The 20,117-nt window shown below is 73.4% G+C and carries 18 protein-coding genes and 1 pseudogene; 7 read left to right on the top strand and 12 right to left on the bottom strand.

The genetic code is table 11. From position 1 onward, the window contains the following. Nucleotides 1-94: pseudogene (locus ABZ404_RS31975) on the top strand (hypothetical protein); the annotation flags it as partial. Between the two features lie 57 nt (nucleotides 95-151). On the opposite strand, the gene ABZ404_RS31970 reads toward ABZ404_RS31975, so the two are convergent. Beyond that, on the bottom strand, nucleotides 152-2,929 hold the full coding sequence (locus ABZ404_RS31970) for a penicillin acylase family protein (RefSeq protein ID WP_358836028.1): 2,778 nt from the start codon (nucleotides 2,927-2,929) through the stop codon (nucleotides 152-154). A gap of 283 nt (nucleotides 2,930-3,212) precedes the next feature. Between ABZ404_RS31970 and ABZ404_RS31965 the strand changes: the two genes are divergently transcribed. Beyond that, nucleotides 3,213-3,824: a hypothetical protein gene (locus tag ABZ404_RS31965; protein WP_358836027.1), complete on the top strand. Its 612-nt coding sequence runs from the start codon at nucleotides 3,213-3,215 to the stop codon at nucleotides 3,822-3,824. 112 nt (nucleotides 3,825-3,936) lie between these two features. Here the strand turns inward: ABZ404_RS31965 and soxR are convergent, their stop codons facing one another. Beyond that, nucleotides 3,937-4,458, bottom strand: coding sequence for a redox-sensitive transcriptional activator SoxR (gene soxR, locus ABZ404_RS31960; RefSeq protein WP_358836026.1), 522 nt, complete (start codon nucleotides 4,456-4,458; stop codon nucleotides 3,937-3,939). 128 nt (nucleotides 4,459-4,586) lie between these two features. Here soxR and ABZ404_RS31955 point away from each other — a divergent pair, with 128 nt between their 5' ends. After that, entirely contained in the window at nucleotides 4,587-5,048 is a 462-nt protein-coding gene (locus tag ABZ404_RS31955) for a MaoC family dehydratase (RefSeq protein ID WP_358836025.1), read from the top strand. 82 nt (nucleotides 5,049-5,130) lie between these two features. Here the strand turns inward: ABZ404_RS31955 and ABZ404_RS31950 are convergent, their stop codons facing one another. From ABZ404_RS31950 to ABZ404_RS31940, 3 genes are all read right to left on the bottom strand, one after another. Further along, a complete protein-coding gene (locus ABZ404_RS31950; protein ID WP_358836024.1) occupies nucleotides 5,131-5,760 on the bottom strand; it encodes a TetR/AcrR family transcriptional regulator in 630 nt (209 codons plus the stop codon). Between the two features lie 63 nt (nucleotides 5,761-5,823). Continuing rightward, complete coding sequence (locus ABZ404_RS31945; protein WP_358836023.1) at nucleotides 5,824-6,111, bottom strand: YiaA/YiaB family inner membrane protein; 288 nt, start codon at nucleotides 6,109-6,111, stop codon at nucleotides 5,824-5,826. A gap of 59 nt (nucleotides 6,112-6,170) precedes the next feature. Next, the gene (locus ABZ404_RS31940) at nucleotides 6,171-7,322 is read right to left on the bottom strand and encodes an acyl-CoA dehydrogenase family protein (protein ID WP_358836022.1); all 1,152 of its coding nucleotides are present in this window, start codon (nucleotides 7,320-7,322) and stop codon (nucleotides 6,171-6,173) included. A 92-nt stretch (nucleotides 7,323-7,414) separates the two neighbouring features. On the opposite strand from ABZ404_RS31940, the gene ABZ404_RS31935 reads away from it, so the two are divergent. From ABZ404_RS31935 to ABZ404_RS31925, 3 genes are all read left to right on the top strand, one after another. Continuing rightward, nucleotides 7,415-8,098 (top strand): TetR/AcrR family transcriptional regulator, encoded by a 684-nt coding sequence (locus ABZ404_RS31935; RefSeq protein ID WP_358836021.1) that lies wholly within the window; start codon nucleotides 7,415-7,417, stop codon nucleotides 8,096-8,098. 18 nt (nucleotides 8,099-8,116) lie between these two features. Then, a complete protein-coding gene (locus ABZ404_RS31930; protein ID WP_358836020.1) occupies nucleotides 8,117-8,815 on the top strand; it encodes a winged helix-turn-helix domain-containing protein in 699 nt (232 codons plus the stop codon). A gap of 66 nt (nucleotides 8,816-8,881) precedes the next feature. Further along, the gene (locus tag ABZ404_RS31925) at nucleotides 8,882-9,844 is read left to right on the top strand and encodes a DMT family transporter (protein WP_358836019.1); all 963 of its coding nucleotides are present in this window, start codon (nucleotides 8,882-8,884) and stop codon (nucleotides 9,842-9,844) included. Here ABZ404_RS31925 and ABZ404_RS31920 read toward each other — a convergent pair. From ABZ404_RS31920 to ABZ404_RS31890, 7 genes are all read right to left on the bottom strand, one after another. Then, nucleotides 9,841-10,920, bottom strand: a complete 1,080-nt coding sequence (locus ABZ404_RS31920) for a Zn-dependent alcohol dehydrogenase (RefSeq protein WP_358836018.1) — start codon at nucleotides 10,918-10,920, stop codon at nucleotides 9,841-9,843. The genes ABZ404_RS31925 and ABZ404_RS31920 overlap by 4 nt on opposite strands. 88 nt (nucleotides 10,921-11,008) lie before the next feature. Next, complete coding sequence (locus tag ABZ404_RS31915; protein ID WP_358991165.1) at nucleotides 11,009-12,403, bottom strand: aldehyde dehydrogenase family protein; 1,395 nt, start codon at nucleotides 12,401-12,403, stop codon at nucleotides 11,009-11,011. A gap of 95 nt (nucleotides 12,404-12,498) precedes the next feature. Then, nucleotides 12,499-13,305 (bottom strand): class F sortase, encoded by an 807-nt coding sequence (locus tag ABZ404_RS31910; protein WP_358991162.1) that lies wholly within the window; start codon nucleotides 13,303-13,305, stop codon nucleotides 12,499-12,501. Further along, on the bottom strand, nucleotides 13,292-13,924 hold the full coding sequence (locus ABZ404_RS31905; protein WP_358836758.1) for a hypothetical protein: 633 nt from the start codon (nucleotides 13,922-13,924) through the stop codon (nucleotides 13,292-13,294). The genes ABZ404_RS31910 and ABZ404_RS31905 overlap by 14 nt, the downstream gene beginning before the upstream one ends. 145 nt (nucleotides 13,925-14,069) lie before the next feature. Beyond that, entirely contained in the window at nucleotides 14,070-15,446 is a 1,377-nt protein-coding gene (locus tag ABZ404_RS31900; protein WP_358836759.1) for a citrate:proton symporter, read from the bottom strand. A gap of 123 nt (nucleotides 15,447-15,569) precedes the next feature. Beyond that, nucleotides 15,570-17,789 carry a molybdopterin oxidoreductase family protein gene (locus ABZ404_RS31895; protein WP_358836757.1) on the bottom strand — a complete coding sequence of 740 codons (2,220 nt, stop codon included), beginning with the start codon at nucleotides 17,787-17,789 and terminating at the stop codon, nucleotides 15,570-15,572. A gap of 273 nt (nucleotides 17,790-18,062) precedes the next feature. Further along, entirely contained in the window at nucleotides 18,063-18,668 is a 606-nt protein-coding gene (locus tag ABZ404_RS31890; protein ID WP_358836756.1) for a TetR/AcrR family transcriptional regulator, read from the bottom strand. 105 nt (nucleotides 18,669-18,773) lie between these two features. Here ABZ404_RS31890 and hmgA point away from each other — a divergent pair, with 105 nt between their 5' ends. Beyond that, the gene (gene hmgA, locus ABZ404_RS31885; protein WP_358836755.1) at nucleotides 18,774-20,102 is read left to right on the top strand and encodes a homogentisate 1,2-dioxygenase; all 1,329 of its coding nucleotides are present in this window, start codon (nucleotides 18,774-18,776) and stop codon (nucleotides 20,100-20,102) included. Nucleotides 20,103-20,117 lie beyond the last annotated feature (15 nt).

The following is a 20,117-nucleotide window of genomic DNA, read 5'->3' as shown; positions in this document are numbered from 1 at the left end:
CTGGGCCGCCAAGGGCACGGCGCTGCTCGGCGTCAAGGCCGTCGTCGCCGAGTCCTACGAGCGCATCCACCGCTCGAACCTCATCGGCATGGGCGCGACCAGCCCCTCCCCTCCCCGGCCCGCCTGGCGGGCGGCGGGCGGTGTCAGCGGCTCACCGGTGCGAGGCGAACTCCACCACCTGCTGGTAGGTGGGCCGGTTCTGCCAGTTGACCGAGGTGTGGGCGATCCCGCCCAGCGGGCGCTGGACGATGGAGTCGGCACACCACTGGTCCCCGGCCGCGCACCCCGCGTCACCGGGATACACCTGGGCCGGGGTCTTGGCCGCGGCCTGCTTCAGCGTGGCGAGCAGGGTGTCACGGCAGGCGGAGAGCTTTCCGTCGCCGCAGTACGTACGGGCGAGGGGTCCTTGCACGGACTCCCCCAGCACCGTCCGCAGATCCTTGTCCGCGTAGCTCCACCAGCCGCTCTGGAACGAGGACCCGGCGTGCGCGCCGGTCGGACCGTGCCCGGCCGAGGGCGCCTCGTCGACGGACAGGACCGAGGTGAGCGCCGAGTACAGCCCGTCCCCGAGCCCCGGCCGGAACGCGCCCTCGATCATCAGCGGCCACCAGGCGTCCATCAGCCGCACGGCGTCGGGGTGGGTGTAGGCGCGCGAGCCCTGCGCGGTCTCCCGGCGCTGGGACCCGTCCGCCCTCCACGACTCCAGTTGCGTCACGGCGGTGGCCAGTTGGGGGTCGGTGACGGGGGCGCTGCGGATGACCTTCAGGAGCTCCGGCAGCACGTCCTCGCCGCGCAGATCGGTGACGGCGGCCTGCGCCATGGCCCGGGTGAGCGCGGCGCGGGTGACGCCGCCCCGCGCGACCAGCGCCTTCACCCGGTCGTCGAGGAGGCTGCCCCGGTGCACCGAGCCGTGGCCGAACCCGGCGGAGGTGTACTCCTTCGCCTGCTTGTTGTTCCAGGAGATGTAGTAGTCCTGCCCCACCGACTGCGGGTGCTGGGCGGGTGGGGTGTACTCGGCGGTGTTGTAGGCGGGGTCGTAGCCCTGCCACTCGTAGGCGCGGTCGGCGGCTGTCGGCAGCGAGGGGTCGACGGCCGGATTCCGTACCGGGTTCTTGCCGCTGTTGTAGTAGGCGGCGGTGCGGGAGTCCGCGTAGAACCAGTTGAAGGCGTAGTCGACGTGCTGGGCGGCCTGCTGGAAGGTGGCCGCGTCCTTGACGAAGCCCGGGTCGTTGAACATCTGGAAGCCGATGATCGAGTCGGCGTCGTGGCGGTAGGTCGAGCGCAGCGAGGTGTACGCGACCTGCTTGCCGGCGACCTTGGCGCGGGCGGTGACGATGCCGTAGTTGGTGCGCCACACCTGCATCCGGTAGGAGCCCGCCGCCGTGTTGTCGGCGGTGGTCGGCTTCCAGGCGTTGGCCTTCTCCAGCTTCTCCATCGGGGTGCACACGCCCCGCCAGAGGTAGTGGGCGTCGTCCTGGCAGAGTTCGACGGCGTAGGTGTCGGTGATGTCCTGTCCTGCGGAGGTGGCCGACCAGGCGTAGTCCTGGCCCCGGCCGAGCTGGACGTACATCCCGACGCCGGCGAAGGAGGCGCCCCGGGCGCTGATGCCGGGCCCCTGGATCTCCTGGAGCATCAGCAGCTGCGGCGCGAAGTAGCCGGTCTGGGGGCCGAAGACGGCGACCGGGTTGCCGCTCGCGGTGCGGCTGCCGGAGACGAGCAGCGCGTTGGACATCCCGCGCGGCCTGCCGATGTCGAAGCCGGGCACGGCGCCGTTGTTGAAGATCCCCTTGAGCGGCTTCAGCCGCTCGGGGACGCGCACATCGGCCCTGGCCCCGGTGACGGCCGAGCCGGTGCGGTCGTAGACGAGCTGCTCGGGGACGACCGTGCCGGGGTCGGGCATGGCGGTGCCCTGCGGGTTCGCGGGCTTCGTCGCGTACGGGAAGCTCGTGCCGTCGTGGACGGTGAGGACGGCCTCGGGGTCGTTGCGCTCGCGGAAGGACTCCCACACCTTGGTGCCCTCGACGACGCCGTACCGGGCCTGGGCGGCCTGGAGGGAGAGCGCGGCCTGCACCTCGCCGCCACCGCCGCCGCCGAAGAGCCCGCCGACAACGGAGGCGAGCGCGATCAGGTCGGTGAGCTTGAACGGCTGGATCTCGCCGATGTTGGTGAGGGCGTCGATCTTGCCGGTGAGGACGTACTCGCCGGGGAAGTACCGGCCGTCCTTGGACTGCTTGGCGTAGGCGTTGATGCCGTCCACGTACGCCTGCGCGTCGGCCATCGCCTGCTCGCCGCGCGGGCCGTTGGTCGTGCGGATCCGGTCGACCTGCGCCTGGAGGTCGGCCTCGGTGTACGGGGCCTGCGGCCAGAACTCCTGCTCCAGACCCTGGTTGGCGAGCGCGCCGCCCGCGAACGAGGTGAGCTCGCCGCGCCCGATGTGCCGGAACAGGTCCATCAGCCAGAGCCGGTCCTGGCCTGCGGCGTACCCGGCGCCGTACTCGGTTCCGTAGCGGGTGGTGCCCTTGATGTGCGGGACGCCGGTGGCCTTGTCCCGGGTGATGGTGACGTCGGGGCGCGGGGAGCTGGTGGAGGCCGCCTGGCCGCTGGGCACCCCGAAGGAGGCGTCGTTGAAGAAGGAGTTGAGCTTGTCGTCGGTGAGCGAGGACTGGCCGGCCACCAGCGCGTCGTACTTGCCGAGCTGGTCGTCGCTGTGCGCGGGATGGGTGCCGAAGGCCTTGTTGCCGAGGATCTCGACGAGGGTGGCGTTGCCGTTCTCGCCGGGCGGCAGGATGTCGCCGCACCGCCCGAGGCAGTAGTCGCTGTTGGGGGGTTCGGCCGCGCCGGCCTGGCTGAGGGGGGCGAGGAGGGCCGCCGAGAGCGCGATCACGGTGGCGGCGGTGGCGGTTCTGAGCCGTGCGGTGGGTCGTCGCATGCGTGCTCCTAGGGAGGACCGATGCGGCGGAGGTTACTGAGGGGTACCGCAGGAGGGAAGATGAACACACGTCACCTTTCCCGAACGTGCGTGACCTCCCCGGAATCCCCACAGGGCGACGGGGTGGGGCGCCCGGGGCACTCCGGGGGGCGTGCGACGGATTCTGGTCAGCGCCGTTTGATGAGGCCCATCCGATTTTCGATGGAGCCGGATCGGGTAGCCGTACGTCCATTCCTCGACGCCGAACATTCGCCGATACACGAGCGACGGAGGTGGCAGGGCCATGGCCGGTTTCCGCAGCCTTGCGAGACAAGTCCGCGACCCACGCAACGATCTCGCGCTGCGCCGGTACTCGCTGCGCAAGTGCCTGGAGCGGTTCGCCCCTTATGGACACCGGGCGACCTGGGACCACTTGTGCACCAGGCATCGCATCGGGCCCGAGGACCGGGCCCCCGATCCGGCGCGGCTGGTGGCCGCGCTCGACGAGCTGGAGGCGGCGCGGGCCGTCTGGCTCCGGTACGAAGCGGAGTTCGCGGCCCGCAGGAAGCGTGAGAAACACGCCGGCCTGCGGATCCCGGGCTCGTTCGACGACTGGCACCGGCGCACCTGGGGCGGTTTCGGGGTGGCGTGGTGCGAGGACCCGTCGGTGCACCCGGCGCAGCCGCTGGCCGAGGTGCTCGGCCGGATCATCGCGGCCCTGCGCACGGTGCCGGGCTCCGCCTGCCCGGTCTGCGAGGGGCAGCGGCTGGTGTGGCAGCGCGATCTCGCCCACGACCCGTGGTGCGGCCCGGTCTGCACCGGCTGCGGCATCCTGGTGCCCCAGCCGGTCCTGACCGCCGAGGCGCTGGTGCGGGCCAAGGCGGTCCGGCACCGAGAGCTGGCGTCGGTGGCCTGAGACACCCGGGGGCGGACGCGGCCGGGGGCCGCCCCGTACCGCCCCCGTGTGTTCGGGACGGACTCCGCCGTACACCGCCGTGCGGCCGCCCACGGCCGACCGGTCCGTACGGCTAACAGGTCCCGCACGCGGCGGTGTCGGGCGCGGACTCGGGCTCGGGCGCGGGCCGCTGCTGCTTCCTGCGCTCGGGCAGCAGCCGCGAGCCGGTGAGGCGCTCGCCGGAGATGTCGTCCGGGTTGGACAGGACACAGGTCTCCAGCGACAGGCAGCCGCAGCCGATGCAGTCGGTGAGGTGGTTGCGCAGCCGGTTCAGCTGCTTGATGCGCTCGTCGAGTTCGGAGCGCCAGTTCTCGGAGAGCCGCGCCCAGTCCTCGCGGGTGGGGGTGCGCTCCTCGGGGAGTTCGGCGAGGGCGTCCCGGATGGTGGCGAGCGGGATGCCGACGCGCTGGGCGGCCCGGACGAAGGCGACCCGGCGCAGCACGTCGCGGCTGTAGCGGCGCTGGTTGCCCGAGGTGCGGCGGCTGCTGATCAGGCCCTTGGACTCATAGAAGTGCAGGGCGGACACGGCGGCACCGCTACGGGCGGAGAGCTGACCGACCGTGAGCTCATGGACCTTCTCTGGAATCTGCGGCACCTCTCGAACCCTACTGCGCGGGCGGGATCACCGTTGACAGCGGGCACCGCCCCCAGCATGCTGAGCAAGCGCTTGGACAGTGGAGGCGCAAAGACAGCCGAAGCATGCGAGAGAGGCAGGAACCGGGCATGGCAGAGCCGAGGATCTTCACCTCCGCCGACGAGCTGAAGGCCGGAGTGGGCGAGCCGCTCGGGTACAGCGACTGGCTGGAGATCGACCAGCACCGCATCGACCTGTTCGCGGACGCCACCGGGGACCACCAGTGGATCCACGTCGACCCGGAGCGGGCGGCGGCCGGGCCGTTCGGGACGACCATCGCGCACGGCTATCTGACGCTCTCGCTGCTGCCCGCGCTCGTCCCGCAGGTGCTGCGCGTCGAGGGCATGAGGATGGGCATCAACTACGGCACCGAGAAGGTCCGTTTCCCCGCGCCGGTCCCGGTCGGCTCACGGCTGCGGGCCACCGCGGTCCTGACCGACGTGGTGGAGGCGGGCGGTGGCGTGCAGGTGACCGCGAAGGTCACGGTCGAGCGTGAGGGCGGCGAGAAGCCGGTGTGCGTGGCGGAGTCGGTGTCGCGGTACTTCTTCTGACCCCGGGGGCCTGACCCCGGGAGCCTGACCCCGGGCACCTCCCCGGGCGCCTGCGGCCGCCTTCCCGGGCCGGCCACGGGCCCTAAGCGGTCGGGGCCCCGACCATCCGCAGCACGAGACCGGCGTAGAGCGCGCCGACCTCGTCGGGAGTGCGGCGCCCCTCGGTGTTGAACCAGCGGGCCACGTCGATGCAGAGCGACAGGACCGCGAGCGTGGTGCCGGGCACGTCCGGCACGTCGAACTCGCCCGCCGCCACACCCTCGTTGAGGATGCGCCGCACGGCCGCGTCGCTGCGCCGGCGCAGCCCCACGATCTCGGTGCGGTGCTCCTCGCCGAGCGCGTCGAGTTCGTACTGGACCACGCGGGCCGTCATGTGGTGCCCGGCGTGCCACCGGACGAAGGAGCGCACGGCGTCCGCGAGGCGCTCGGCGGCGGTGCCCCCGGCGTCCGCGGCCGTCTCCAGGATCTCCAGGGCCTTGTCGTGGCCGATCCGGCTGATCCGGTGGAGCAGCTCTTCCTTGGTCTTGTAGTGGATGTAGAGCGCGGCGGGGCTCATTCCGGCGCGGCCCGCGATGTCCCGGGTCGTCGTGGCGTGGTAGCCGCGTTCCGCGAAGGCCTCCACGGCGGCGACGAGCAGCCTCCGGGCGGCCTCGGGCGTGACCTCGCCCCACGGCCTGTCCTCGCCGACCGCCATCTCCTCAGCCGCACCCATCGCCAGCCCCTTTCTTCGGACGAACACCATACCCCGAAGGTGAGCAAGCGCTTAGAGCGAGCGCTAGAGCTTCTGGAACGGGTCGTGCTCGGCGAGCAGCTTCTCCAGGCGGGCCTGGTCGACCCGGCTGACGATCTGCCCGGCCTCCTGGCGGTCGCGGACCACCTTGGCGAGGGTGAAGGCGGAGGTGACGAGGTAGAGGACGGCTATCCCGAGGAAACCGCGCACCCAGGCGTCGGCGTGGAGCCGGGTGATGCCGATCGCCGTGGCCCCGAGGGCGAGGGCGAAGGACGCGACGGCCTGGCCGTAGTACGCGGCCGTGTTCTGCTGTTTGACCGGTGTCTCACTCATGGGGCCAGCATGCGGCGCGGGTGTCCGGGGCCACATCCGCTCCCGTACTCAGGACGTACTCAGAAGGCCGAGACGCCCGTCTCCGCGCGGCCGATGATCAGCTTCTGGATCTGGCTGGTGCCCTCGTACAGCGTCATCACGCGCGCGTCGCGCAGCAGCTTGCCGACCGGGTACTCGTCGATGTAGCCGTAACCGCCGTACACCTGGAGGGCGTTGTTGGCGGCGCGCACGGCGGCCTCGGAGGCGAAGAGCTTGGCCTTGGAGGCGGCGGTGGCGAACTCCTCGCCCCGGTCGATGAGATCGGCGACCCGCCAGGTCAGCAGCCGGGCCGCGTCCACGTCCACCGAGATGTCGCTGATGAGTTCCTGGACCAGTTGGTAGTGCGCGATGGACCGGCCGAACTGCTCGCGCTGCCCGGCGTAGCCGACCGCCGCATCCAGCGCCGCGCGGGCGATGCCGACGCAGCCCGCCGCCACCGACATCCGCCCCTTGGCCAGCGCGGACATGGCGATCGAGAACCCCTTGCCCTCCGGCCCGAGCAGCGCGTCCGCGGGCAGGCGGACGTCCTGGAGGACCACCTCGGCGGTCGCCTGGCCGCGCAGGCCGAGCTTGCCGTGGATGGGGCGCCGGCTCAGTCCGGGGGTGTCGGTCGGCACCAGGAACGCGGAGACGCCCCGGTGCCCGGGGGTGTCGTTGGTACGGGCGAAGAGCAGCACCACATCGGCCCAGGTGCCGTTGGTGATGAACATCTTGGAGCCGTTGATCACGTAGTCACCGCCGTCGCGGACCGCGCGGGTCGCCAGGTTCCCGGCGTCCGAGCCGGTCCCGGGTTCGGTCAGCCCGAAGCAGCCGAGCGCCTCGCCGGAGGCCAGCCGGGGCAGCCAGGCGCGCTTCTGCTCCTCGCTGCCCCAGTGCGCCAGGGTCTTGGCGACCAGGCCGAGCGAGACGGAGACGATGCCGCGCACCGAGGAGTCGCCGCGCCCGAGCTCCTCGGTGACCAGGCAGTAGGCGAGGTGGTCGCCGCCCGAGCCGCCGTACTCCTCGGGGAGGGTGAGCCCGAGGAAGCCGAGCGCGCCCAGCTTCTTGACGATCGACCGGTCGACGTTCTCGGCCCGGTCCCAGGCGGCGGCGTGCGGGGTGACCTCGCGGGCGACGAAGTCCTCGGCGAGCCGGCGCACCGCGGCCTGCTCCTCGCTCAGCTCCAGGTTCATCCCGTTCGCACCCCAGGTAGTCCGGGCGGCCGGTTGGGCCACCATTTAATTACCACTGCTAGTTTTCCCTGCGCACGCCTACTATGTGCCGCATGGCCCGACCGCGCAAGCCCCTCCTCAGCCACGACCGCATCGTCGCTGCGGCGAGCGCGCTGGTGGACGCCGAAGGGCTCGCGGCCGTCTCCACCCGCCGCCTCGCCGCCGAACTGGGCGTGAGCGGCCCCTCCCTCTACAACCACTTCCGTACCAAGGACGAGATCCTGGAGGCGGTGGCGGACGCCACCTCGGCCCAGGTCGACCTGGCGATGTTCGAGGCGGGCGACGGCCGGGACTGGCGCACCGCGCTGCACGACTGGGCCCTGTCCTACCGGGCGGTCCTCACCCGCCACCCCCACATCGTCCCGGTGCTCGCCCAGGGCCCCGGCCGCCGCCCGGCGGGTCTGCGGCTCGCGGACGCGGTCTTCGGCGGGATGGTCGCGGCCGGCTGGCCGCCCGCGCAGGCCACCCGTATCGGCGCCCTGATGCGCTACTTCGTCATGGGTTCGGCCCTGGGCTCCTTCGCCCGCGGCTTCGTGGCCGACGAGAGCGCGTACGACCCGGCCGACTACCCCCATCTCGGCCAGGCCCATCTGCTGGCCGAGCGCCAGGAGGAGATCGACGAGGGCGCGTTCGAGACCGGGCTGCGGGCCCTGCTGGACGGGCTCCAGGCGCAGTACGACGCGCTGCCCGGCCGCCCCCACCGCCTCGGCCACGGTTCGGCCCCGGCCGAAGGGTGACGGCGGCATCCTTGAGGTATGACCACCACCACGGGATCCGGACTGGCGGCGTTCGCCGCGCTGCTCGCCGACGAGACCCGCGCGGCCTTCTGCCTGGCGCTGCTGGACGGGCGCGCCTGGACGGCGGGCGAGCTGGCGCGGCACGCGAAGGTCGCTCCCTCCACGGCCAGTGAGCACCTGGGCAAGCTGGTCGCGGGCGGGCTGCTCCGCGAGGAGCGGCAGGGGCGGCATCGGTACGTGTGCCTGGCCGACGCCGGCACCGCCCATCTCGTCGAGGAGCTGGCGGCCAGGACCGCGGCCCCGGACCGGCCGCGCACCCTGCGGGCCGTCTCGGCGGGCAGCGCCATGGCCCGCGGCCGCACCTGCTACGACCACCTCGCCGGCCGCCTCGGCATCGCCGTCACGGACGCGATGACGGAACGGGGCCTGCTCACCCAGGACGCCGGGTTCGCGCTGACGCGCGACGGCCTGCGCTGGTACGGGGAGCTGGGGCTCGACCTCTCCCCCGGCGGCAAACGCCCGCTGGTGCGCTCCTGCCTGGACTGGACCGAGCGCCGCCCGCATCTGGCCGGGGTCGCCGGGGCCGTGCTCTGCGCGCACGCGCTGGAGGCCGAGTGGTGCGTACGGATCGGCTCCGAGCGGGCGGTGCGGGTGACGCCGGCGGGCGAGGAGGCGCTGGCCGAGCTGCTCGGGGTGGAGAAGGCGAGCCTGCGGTGACCCGGGCACCGGGCGGCGGGCGATAATTCGGTGAGCGCCGAACCGTCGCGGCCGTACCGTCGGCACATGACGAACTCCTCGCACACCGGGCGCCGTTCGCAAGGGCTCGCCCTCGCCGCCGCCGGAGTCTCCGTGGTGCTGTGGGCCTCGGCCTTCGTGTCGATCCGCAGCGCCGGAGACGCCTACTCCCCCGGGGCGCTCGCCCTGGGCCGACTGCTCTCGGGCACCCTCGTGCTCGGTGTGCTCATGGCCGTCCGGCGCGAGGGGCTGCCGCCGCGGGCGGCCTGGCGCGGCACGGTCCTCTCCGGCCTCCTGTGGTTCGGGCTGTACATGGTGGTGCTCAACTGGGGCGAGCAGCGGGTCGACGCGGGGACGGCCGCGATGGTCGTCAACATCGGCCCCATCCTGATCGCCCTGCTCGGCGCCCGCTTCCTCGGCGAGCGGCTGCCGCCCCGGCTGGTGGCGGGCATGGGCGTCTCGTTCGCGGGCGCGGTGGCGGTCGGCCTGTCGATGTCCGGCGAGGGCGGCGCGAACGTCCTCGGGGTGGCGCTGTGCCTGCTGGCGGCGGTGGCGTACGCGGCCGGGGTGGTGGCGCAGAAGCCGGCCCTGGCCCACGGCAGCGCGCTCCAGGTCACCTTCTTCGGTTGCCTGGTGGGGACCGCGCTCTGCCTGCCGTTCAGCGGGCAGCTGGTGGCGGACGCCGCCGCCGCACCGGTCCCGGCGACCCTCAACATGGTCTACCTGGGCGTCTTCCCGACCGCGCTCGCCTTCACCACCTGGGCGTACGCCCTGGCCCGTACGACGGCGGGCCGCATGGGCGCGACCACCTACGCGGTGCCGACGCTGGTGGTGCTGATGTCCTGGCTGGTCCTCGACGAGGTCCCGGCGTGGCTCACGCTCGCCGGCGGCGCCCTCTGCCTCGCGGGCGTGGCGGTCTCCCGCTCCCGCCCCCGGCGCCGTACGGACCGTACGGCACCGGTGGGCGCGGGCGTCGCGGTGGCGCCGGAGCCGGAGACCGCGGCCCGCTAGAAGACCACCAGCGCCCGGCCGCCCTTGCCCGCCAGCATGTTCTCGAACGCGGCCGGGATCCCGTCGAGCCCGATCCGCTCCGAGACCATCGCGCCCAGGTCGAGCCGCCCGGCCCGGACGTGCTCGGCGAGCACCGGCAGGTCGCGGGCCGGGTCGCTGTCGCCGTAGACGCAGCCGGAGAGCGTACGGCCCCAGTGGAAGATCTCCAGGGCGTTGAAGGTGACCTGCTGGTCCTTGCCGCCGATGCCGACGACCGTGGTGCGCCCGCCGCGCCGGGTGGACTCCCACGCGGTACGGATGGTCACCGCGCGCCCGACGCACTCCACGGCCACGTCCACGCCGTGGCCGCCGGTCAGCTTGCGGACGTCCTTCGCGGTCGTCTCCGAGGCCACGACGAAGTCGGTGGCGCCCGCCCGCCGGGCCAGTTCCTCCTTGGCCGGGGAGACGTCGACCGCCACGATCCGCGCGGCGCCCGCGATACGGGCCGACTGGAGGGTGGCCAGGCCCACGCCGCCGACGCCGTACACCGCGACCGTCTCTCCCTCGCGCACCCGGGCCGAGTGGTGGACCGCGCCGTAGCCGGTGAGGACCGCGCAGCCGAGGAGGGCGGCCTCGGTGAGCGGGATGCCCTCGGGCAGCGGCAGCAGGCAGTTCTCGGCCACCACCGTCTCCTCGGCGAACGCGGCGACGTTGAGGCCGGGGTGGAGGTCGGTCCCGGCCGCGGTGCGCGCGTACACCGCGCCGGCGCCGGTCAGCGCGTTGACGCAGAGCCACACCTCGCCCAGCGAGCAGGGGTGGCAGGTGCCGCACGAGGGCGCCCAGTTCAGGACCACGCCGTCGCCCGGCGCCACCGAGGTGACCCCCTCGCCGACGGAGACGACCGTGCCGGCGCCCTCGTGGCCGAGGACGGCGGGGACGGGCACCCGCATGGTGCCGTTGGAGAGCGACAGGTCGGAGTGGCAGACCCCGGCGGCGGCGAGGCGCACCCGCACCTGGCCGGGGCCGGGCTCGGGGAGTTCTATCTCGGTGACCTCCAGCGGGGAACCGATGGAGGGAAGGACGGCGGCGCGGACCACGAGGTGCTCCCGGGTTCGGAGAGTCGGCAGGGGCTGGGCGTCGGAACGGCACCTCGGCACCGGGTGCCGGAGGTGTCACAGGTGAGTGTCAGAACTGGAGGGACTTGGTCTGGAGGTACTCGGCCAGGCCGTGCGGGCCGAGCTCGCGGCCGACGCCGGACTGCTTGTAGCCGCCGAAGGGGGCCAGCGGGTTGAACCGGCCGCCGTTGATGTCCACCTGACCGGTCTCCATCCGCCGGGCGAAGGCCACGGCCTCGCCCTCGTCCCCGGCCCAGACCGCGCCCGCGAGCCCGTACACCGTGCCGTTGGCGATCCGCAGCGCGTCCTCCTCGTCCTCGTAGCGCAGCAGCGAGAGGACCGGGCCGAAGATCTCCTCCTGGGCGATGGTCATCTCGGGGGTGACGTCCGCGAAGACGGTGGGCGCCACGTAGTACCCGCGCTCCAGCGGGGCCTCGGCGCCGCCCGCGACGAGGCGGGCGCCCTCGGCCACGCCCTTCTCGATGTAGCCGCGCACCCGCTCCCGCTGCCGGGCGCTGACCAGCGGGCCGACGCGGTCGCCCGCCGGGTACTTGGCCACGGCGGCCCTGGCGAGCTCCACCGCCTCCTCGTACCGGTCGGTGTGGACGAGCATCCGGGTCCAGGCGCTGCACGTCTGCCCGGAGTTGCTCATGACGTTGGCGACGCCGACCGCGACGGCCTTGGCGAGGTCGGCGGAGGGCAGGACCACGTTGGCGGACTTGCCGCCCAGCTCCAGGGCGACGCGCTTGACGGCCCCGCCCGCCGTGGCGCCGATCCGCCGGCCCACGGCCGTGGAGCCGGTGAAGGAGACGAGGTCGACGTCCTCGTGCGCGGCGAGGGCCTGGCCCGCGACCGGGCCGAGCCCGGTGACCAGGTTGAACACCCCGGCGGGCAGCCCCGCCTCGTGCACCGCCTCGGCGAAGAGCCGCGCGGTGAGCGGGGTGTCCTCGGCGGGCTTGAGCACGACCGTGCAGCCCGCGGCGAGCGCCGGGGCGACCTTGGCGACGATCTGGTGCAGCGGGTAGTTCCAGGGCGTGATCGCGCCGACCACGCCGACCGGCTCGTGGAAGACCGTCGAGTTCCCGATCCGCTCCTCGAAGGCGTACGCGGCGGCGAGTTCGGCGTACGAACCGGCGACCGCGATCGGCAGGCCGACGTGCACCTGCTGGGCGAACTGCTCGGGCGCCCCGAGCTCGGCGGTGACGGTCGCGGCGATCTCGTCCTTGCGCGCGGCGAGCCGGTCCCGCAGGGCGGCGATCAGCGCGGCGCGCCCGGCGGGCGGGGTCGCGGCCCAGCCCGGCAGCGCCGCGCGGGCCGCGCGCACCGCCGCGTCGACGTCCTCGGCGGTGCCCGCCGGGACGTGCGCGATGACCCGCTCGTCCGCCGGGTTCACCACGGCGATCGTGTCGCCGCCCGCGGCGGGCGTCCACCGGCCGGCTATGTACATCCCGTCGTGGGCGTTCATCGCACTCCTCGTTGGGTCTGGGACAGTGCACCCAAACTAGCGCCGGTAGTTTTCCGGCACCAGGGCCGCCCGCGGTTCCGGGCGCCGGAAGGAGGCTACGCGGTCCGGCCCGGCCCCCGGACGGCGGTCAGGTGGGCGAAGACCACGACGTTGCTCTCGTAGCCCTTCCTGCGGTCGAACTTGCCGCCGCAGGTGATCAGCCGCAGCTCGGGCCGGTTCCGCGGGCCGTACACCTCCTTGTCGGGAAAGCCCGCCTTGTCGTACGTGCGGACCGCGTCCACGGTGTAGACCGCGGTCCTGCGGTCGGCGCGGCGGACCTCGACGAGCCGGCCGGGCCGCAGCATCGCGAGGTTGGCGAAGACGGCCGCCCCGGTGCGGGTGTCGCGGTGGCCGACGGCGACGGCCGTGCCCGTCCCGCCCGGGCTGGGCCCGCCCTGGTACCAGCCGACCAGCTTGGGGTTGTCGACCGGCGGGGTGGCCAGCTGGTGCGTACGGTCGAGGCCGAGGCCGACGACCGGCGCCCGCAGGCCGAAGTACGGGATGGCGAGGCCGGTCGCCCGGGACGGCGGCAGCGGCCGGGGCGGGCGGGCGGCGGCCGTGGGCCCGGCGGACCGGCCGTGCCCGCCCGGGACGGGGCGGCCCGCACCCGGCTTGGCCCCCGCCACGCCCGGGGCCGCGGACGCCCCCGGGGGCTGCTCGTCCCCGTCGCCCCCCGTGGGGGCCGAGGGCGCCGCCGCGCCCCCGGCCCCCGCGGTGCCCAGGGCGACCGGTGCGACCGACCCGTCGTCCTGGGCCCACCAGACGCCGCCGACGACCAGGGTCGCGGCCAGCGCCGCCGTCCGCGTCAGCCGGTAGGCGCGGGAGCGGTGGCAGGGCCTGGGGGAACCGTTACGCGGCGCCATGCGGGCGCCGGCGCAGCCGTCGCACGAAGAGCGCCCCGGAGAGGCCGATCAGACCGAGGGCCGCGGCGCCCGCCGCCGGCGAGACCCCGTCGCCGGAGCCGCCGCCGTCCCCGGCCAGACCGCCGCCGCCGGCGTTCGGACCGCCGTTGGGCAGGATGCTCCTGGGGCTGCTCGACGGGCCGGTGACCGGATTGCAGTCGACCTTGAAGACCTTCGTCTTGCCGGCGGCCTTGAGCCCGACGACGTTCCAGGTGAGCTTGTACTGGCCGTCCGGGAGGGTCAGCGGCAGGGTGTGGCCGACGCCGGTGGGCAGCGGGATGGCGCCGGTGAGGGTCGCGCCGGCCGCCCGCTGCGGCTGCGGCTGGATCGAGTAGCTGATGTTCTGCTTCGGGTCGAAGTTGAACCCGTCGAGGTAGAACCCGCAGACCTTGGGCTCGTCGCGCTGGTCGGTGAACGGGGTGCCCAGGTTGTGGATCTTCACGTCGCCGTTGTCGCCGGGGGCGGCGTGGGCGGCGGGCGCCCCGGCCAGGACGGCTCCGGCCAGCCCGAGGGCGAGGGCCGCTGCGGCGGTGGCGGCGGGGCGGCGGACGGTGGGGCACGGAGGTGAGGAGGCAGACATGCGCTTTCCTTCGAGTCAGATTGTCATATAAATCGACCTTTCGTCTGACTCTCTTTCACATCCGCCCGGCGAAACGGCGGAGCAGCGCCGGACGGACCGCGCGATGTCGCCCGTCCGGCGCAGCAACCCCACTTCCGACGGCCCGTCAGATGATCCCGAAGAGGATCCCGGCCCCGAGGACCACCAGCGAGGTGAGCGCCGCCCACTTCACCGTGAACCGGGTGTGGTCGCCGAACTCGACCTTGGCCATGCCCACCAGGACGTACACGGCGGGCACCAGCGGGCTCGACATGTGCAGCGCCTGCCCGACGAGCGAGGCGCGGGCGATCTCCACGGAGGAGACGCCGTGTGCGGCCCCGGCCTCCGCGAGGACCGGCAGGACGCCGAAGTAGAAGCCGTCGTTGGACATGAAGTACGTGAGCGGCAGGCTCAGGACGCCGGTGACCAGCGCCATGTGCGGGCCCATGGCGTCGGGGACGGCACCGACCAGCCAGTCGGCCATGTGCTTGACCATGCCGGTGCCGTTGAGGACCCCGGTGAAGACGGCCGCCGCGAAGACCATGCCCGCCACGTTCACCACGTTGTCGGAGTGGGCGGCGATCCGCGCCTTCTGGTCGGGCATGTGCGGGAAGTTGACGGTGAGCGCGAGCGCCGCGCCCAGCAGGAACAGCACCGGGATCGGCAGCCACTCCATGATCATCGCGGTGAGCAGCACCACGGTGAGGGCCGCGTTGAACCAGTACAGCCTGGGACGCAGGGTCGCGCGCTCGGAGTCGAGCCCCTGGAAGCCGGTGACCTCGGACGCCGGCGCGCCCCCGTCGGCCGCCACCGGGCGCGGCGGTTCGGAGCCGCCCGCCGCCACCAGGACGGTCTCGCTCTCCGGCTCCAGGGCCTCGTCGAGGGTGAGAAGGCCGAGCCGGGCGCGCTCGCGGCGGCCCAGCACGTACGCCAGGACGAAGACCGCCACCAGGCCGACCGCGAGGGCCGGGATCATCGGGACGAAGATGTCGGACGCGTCGAGCTTGAGGGCGGTGGCGGCGCGGGCGGTCGGTCCGCCCCAGGGCAGGGTGTTCATCACGCCGTTGGCGGTGGCGGCGACTCCCGTCATCACCACCAGGCTCATCCCCAGCCGCTTGTAGAGCGGGTACATCGCGGAGACCGTGATCATGAAGGTGGTCGAGCCGTCGCCGTCGAGGGAGACGATCGCGGCGAGCACCGCCGTGCCGACGACCACCCGCACCGGGTCGGCCTTGCAGAACCGCAGGATGCCCCGGACGACCGGGTCGAAGAGGCCGACGTCGATCATCACCCCGAAGTAGATGATCGCGAACATCAGCATCGCGGCGGTCGGCGCGAGCTTGCCCACGCCGTCGACCACGTAGTCGCCGAGGTGGGCGCCCTTGCCCACGAGGACGCAGAAGAGGGCGGGGATCAGAACCAGCGCCGCGATGGGCGACAGCTTCTTCAGCATGATCAGCACCAGGAAGGTCGCGATCATGGTGAAGCCGAGGACGGTCAGCATGGAGGACACCTAACGTTCACCCTTGAACTCCCACCAGGGGGCTGGCGGTGCGGATGACGTTAGGGCGGCCCTTCCGGCGTCAGCAAGACGTTGACGTGTGAGCAATACGAGCAAAACCCCAGGTCAACGAAGTGCGACCAGCTCGACGGGGAAGCCGTTGAGCACCGCCGTCCCCGACAGCGGGTCCAGCCGCGAGCCGTCGAGCAGCTGGTTGACGTTGACCCCGGGCCGTCCGGCGGCGACCCCGAGCCGGGTCTCGGGGCGGTCGTGGCCCCACCCGTGCGGAAGGCTGACGACCCCGGTGCGGACCGAGTCGGTGATCTCCACGGGTGCCTCCACCGCGCCGCCGTCCGCCGTGACGCGGACGAGGTCGCCCTCGCGCACACCGAGGTGCGCCGCGTCCTCGGGGTGGACGTGGAGGGTGCAGCGGTTGGAACCGCCGTTCAGGGACGGGATGTTGTGCAGCCAGCTGTTGTTGGAGCGCAGATGCCGCCGGCCGATCAGGACGAGCCCGTCGGGGCGGGCGCCGAGCGCGGCGCGCAGCCGGGGCAGGTCCTCGGCGATCGGGGCGGGCAGCAGCTCGATCCGCCCGCTGCGGGTCCGCAGCACCTGCGACAGCCGGGGCCGCAGCGGCCCGAGGTCGATGCCGTGCGGGTGGGCGAGCACCCGCTCCAGGCTGAGGCCCTCGGGGTCGGCGCCGAAGCCGTCACCGTACGGGCCGAGCCGCAGCATCATGTCCAGGCGCCGCTCGGGTCCGTTCCCGCCGGTCAGCCGCGCGGCGAGCTCCTTCGCGTCGCGTCCGTGCACGGCCGAGTGCGGGTCGGCCACGGCCTTGCCCAGGGTGCGGTCGATCACCATCGCGTCCACCGCGTCCGGCGGGGCGCCGTGCATCCCGGTCGCCGCGAGGACGAGCCGGGCGTGGATCTCGCACTCGTCGAGCCTGCCCTCGGCGAGCGGCACGGCGGGGCGGGTGTAGCGGACCTGGTTGCGTACGGCGAGGGCGTTGAAGGCGAAGTCGAAGTGGGCGCTCTGCGAGGGCGGCGGCGGGGGCAGCACGACGTCGGCGTGGCGTGAGGTCTCGTTGAGGTACGGGTCGACGCTGACCATGAAGTCGAGCCCGGCCAGCGCGCGGTCGAGCCGGTCGCCGTCGGGGGCGGAGAGCACCGGGTTGGCCGCGCACACGATCAGCGCCCGGATCTGCCCCTCCCCCGGCGTCTCGATCTCCTCGGCGAGGGCCGCCGCGGGCAGCTCCGACTTGGCCTCGGGGTGGCCGCCGACCCGGCTGCGCCAGCGGCCGATCTCGAAGCCCCGGCCGGGCCCGGCCGGACGCGGGGCGCGGTCGGTGGCGGAGAGCGGGAAGAGCGCGCCGCCGGGCCGGTCCAGGTTGCCGGTCAGGATGTTGAGGACGTCGACGAGCCAGCTGGCCAGGGTGCCGTGCTCCACCGTGCAGCTGCCGATGCGGCCGTAGACGGCGGCGGTGGGCGCCGCGGCGAGTTCGCGGGCGAGGGCGCGGATCTCGTCCGGGTCGAGGTCGCAGGCCGCCCCGACCGCCTCGGGGGTGAACTCCCGTACGGCTTCGTGGACGTCGGCCAGCCCCTCCACCGCGTCCGCGAGTTCGCCGGGCGAGGTCAGCTTCTCCTCGAACAGGACGTGGGCGAGCGCGGCGAGCAGCAGCGCGTCGGTGCCGGGGCGGGGGGCGAGGTGGCGGTCGGCCAGCTTCGCGGTCCGGGTGCGGCGCGGATCGACGACCGTGAGGGTGCCGCCGCGCGCCCGCAGGGCCTTGAGCCTGCCGGGGAAGTCCGGCGCGGTGCACAGACTCCCGTTGGACTCCAGGGGGTTGGCGCCGAGCAGCAGCAGATGGTCGGTGCGGTCGAGGTCCGGCACCGGTATGGCGAACGGGTCGCCGAAGAGCAGCCCGCTGGAGACGTGCTTGGGCATCTGGTCGAGGGTGCTCGCGGTGAAGAGGCTGCGGGTGTGCAGGGCGCCGAGCAGCACGGGCGGGTAGAGGGCGCCGGCCATGGTGTGGACGTTGGGGTTGCCGAGCACCACCCCGACGGCGTCGGCGCCGTACGTCTCGACGACCGGCCGGATCCGCTCCGCGATCAGGTCGAACGCCTCGTCCCAGCCCGCTTCCACCAGGCGCCCCTCGCGGCGGATCAGGGGCGCGGTGAGCCGGTCGGGGTCGGCGTCGACCTCACCGAAGGAGGCGCCCTTGGGGCAGATGAACCCCTGGCTGAACACGTCGTCCCGGTCGCCGCGGGCCCCGGTGACCCGGGTCCCCTCGACGGTCAGGGTCAGCCCGCAAGTGGCTTCGCAGAGGGGGCAGATGCGCAGTGCGGACATGGGGGTCCTCCCCGGGGGCAGCGGCGGGTGACGCACGGGCGATCCGAGCATACCGACCGGTAGGCATGGTGGCGAGGGCCGCGGCACGGGAGCGGGGCCCGTCTTGGCGCTCCGGCCGTGGGCCCGGGGGGCGGGGATGGCCGGGTCGGTACGTGCGGGGGCGCGCCGGGCGTCAAGGCGGCGGTACGTACGGCGGCGCACCGGGCACCAGGCGCGGGCGAGGGGCGGCGCGCCGGGCACCAAGGGGCAGGCGGGGGGTCCTGGGGCAGGCTTTCAGCCCAGGGTCCGGGCCAGGTACGCGTGCAGCAGCTCCCGGGTCTCACCGACGATGCCCGGGTCCCCCGCCGGGTCGGTGCGGAAGGCCAGCCGCAGCAGGGCGTCGGCCGCCTCGACCGCCACCAGGATGGTCAGGCGCAGCTCCGCGTCGGGGGCGCGGCCGAACTGGGCCGGGAGCAGCTCGGCGAGCCGCTCGGCCAGCAGGTGGTTGGCGTCGGCGGCGGGGTCGGCGACCGGCTGCGGCCCGCCGAAGTCCACCAGGTTGAAGCCGGGCACGGTCTTCTTCAGGACCAGGTACTCGTCCAGCACCGCGTCGATCGCACCGCGCCAGTCCTCGGCCTCGATGGTGGCGAGCCGGGCGCCGACGATCTCCGCGAACCGGTCGAGGTTGCGGGCGGCGAGCGCCTCGGCGAGCGCCCGCTTGTTGCTGAAGAAGCGGTACACCGAGCCGATGGGCACGCCCGCACGCTGGGCCACGGCCCGGGTGGAGAGGTCCTCGTAACCGGTCTCGTCCAGGAGCTCGGCGCAGGCGTCCAGGATCCGGCTGAGGCGCTCGGCACTGCGTTGCTGCACGGGTGCGCGGCGGAGATTCGCATGGGGCACGGCCCCATCATGCCGCGCCCGGCCGGTTCTGCCGTTGACGCGGTCCGATCCGAATCCTACGGTGTCCCATAGGATTGCAGGATTCCTCAGCGGCGGGAGCGGCGGATGACCACCAGCAGCGAGCAGGCCAGGAAGACGGCACAGGCGCTGTCGTACTCCCCGGGGTTCGGTAACGAGCACAGCTCGGAAGCGGTTCCCGGCGCCCTGCCGCATGGCCGGAACTCGCCGCAGCGCGCCCCCCTCGGGCTCTACGCGGAGCAGCTGAGCGGTTCGGCGTTCACCGAGCCGAGGGCGCAGAACCGCCGCTCCTGGCTGTACCGGATCACCCCGTCCGCCGCCCACCCCGCGTTCGTCCGCACCGACAACGGCCGGCTGCGCGGCGCGCCCTTCACCGAGACCGTGCCCGACCCCAACCGGCTGCGCTGGGACCCGCTGCCGGAGCCGGCCGTCGGCACGGACTGGCTGGCGGGCCTGTGGACGCTGGGCGGCAACGGCGACGCCACCCAGCGCACCGGCATGGCCGTGCACCTCTACCACGCCAACGCCCCCATGGACCGGGTCTTCAGCGACGCGGACGGCGAGCTGCTGATCGTTCCCGAGCGCGGCGGACTGCTGCTGCGCACCGAGTTCGGTCTGCTCGCGGCCCACCCCGGCGAGATCGCGCTGATCCCGCGCGGGGTGCGGTTCCGGGTCGAGCTCCTCGACGAGACGGCCCGCGGTTACGTGTGCGAGAACTACGGGCAGCCCTTCCAGCTCCCCGACCTCGGCCCGATCGGCGCCAACGGCCTCGCCAACGCCCGGGACTTCCTCGCGCCGGTCGCGGCGTACGAGGAGGCGGAGGGTCCGGTGGAGGTGGTCAACAAGTTCTGCGGCAACCTGTGGAGCGCGCGGTACGACCACTCGCCGCTGGACGTGGTCGCCTGGCACGGCAACCACGTCCCGTACGTGTACGACCTGCGCCGCTTCAACGTCATCGGGACCATCTCGTACGACCACCCGGACCCGTCGATCTTCACGGTCCTCACCTCCCCCTCCGACACCCCGGGCCTCGCGGGCGTCGACTTCGTGGTCTTCGCGCCGCGCTGGCTGGTCGGCGAGGACACGTTCCGGCCGCCGTACTTCCACCGCAATGTGATGAGCGAGTACATGGGCCTGATCGAGGGCGCGTACGACGCGAAGGCCGCCGGGAAGGGGGGCTTCGTCCCCGGCGGCGGCTCGCTCCACAACATGATGTCGGCGCACGGGCCCGACCGGGAGACCTTCGACAAGGCGAGCGCCGCCGAGCTGAAGCCGCAGAAGATCGACGACGGCCTGGCGTTCATGTTCGAGACGCGCTGGCCGGTGACGGCGACGCAGCAGGCGGCGTCGGCGGAACACCTCCAGCGGGGGTACGACGAGGTGTGGCGGGGGCTGGAGCGCCACTTCCGCGCGTGACGGGCTCGGCCGTCC

This window comes from Streptomyces sp. NPDC005878 (genome assembly GCF_040629815.1).
In the GTDB taxonomy this organism is placed as follows: Bacteria; Actinomycetota; Actinomycetes; order Streptomycetales; family Streptomycetaceae; genus Streptomyces.
Note: the sequence above shows the minus strand (reverse complement) of the source record. Positions and strands in the feature narration are given on the sequence as shown.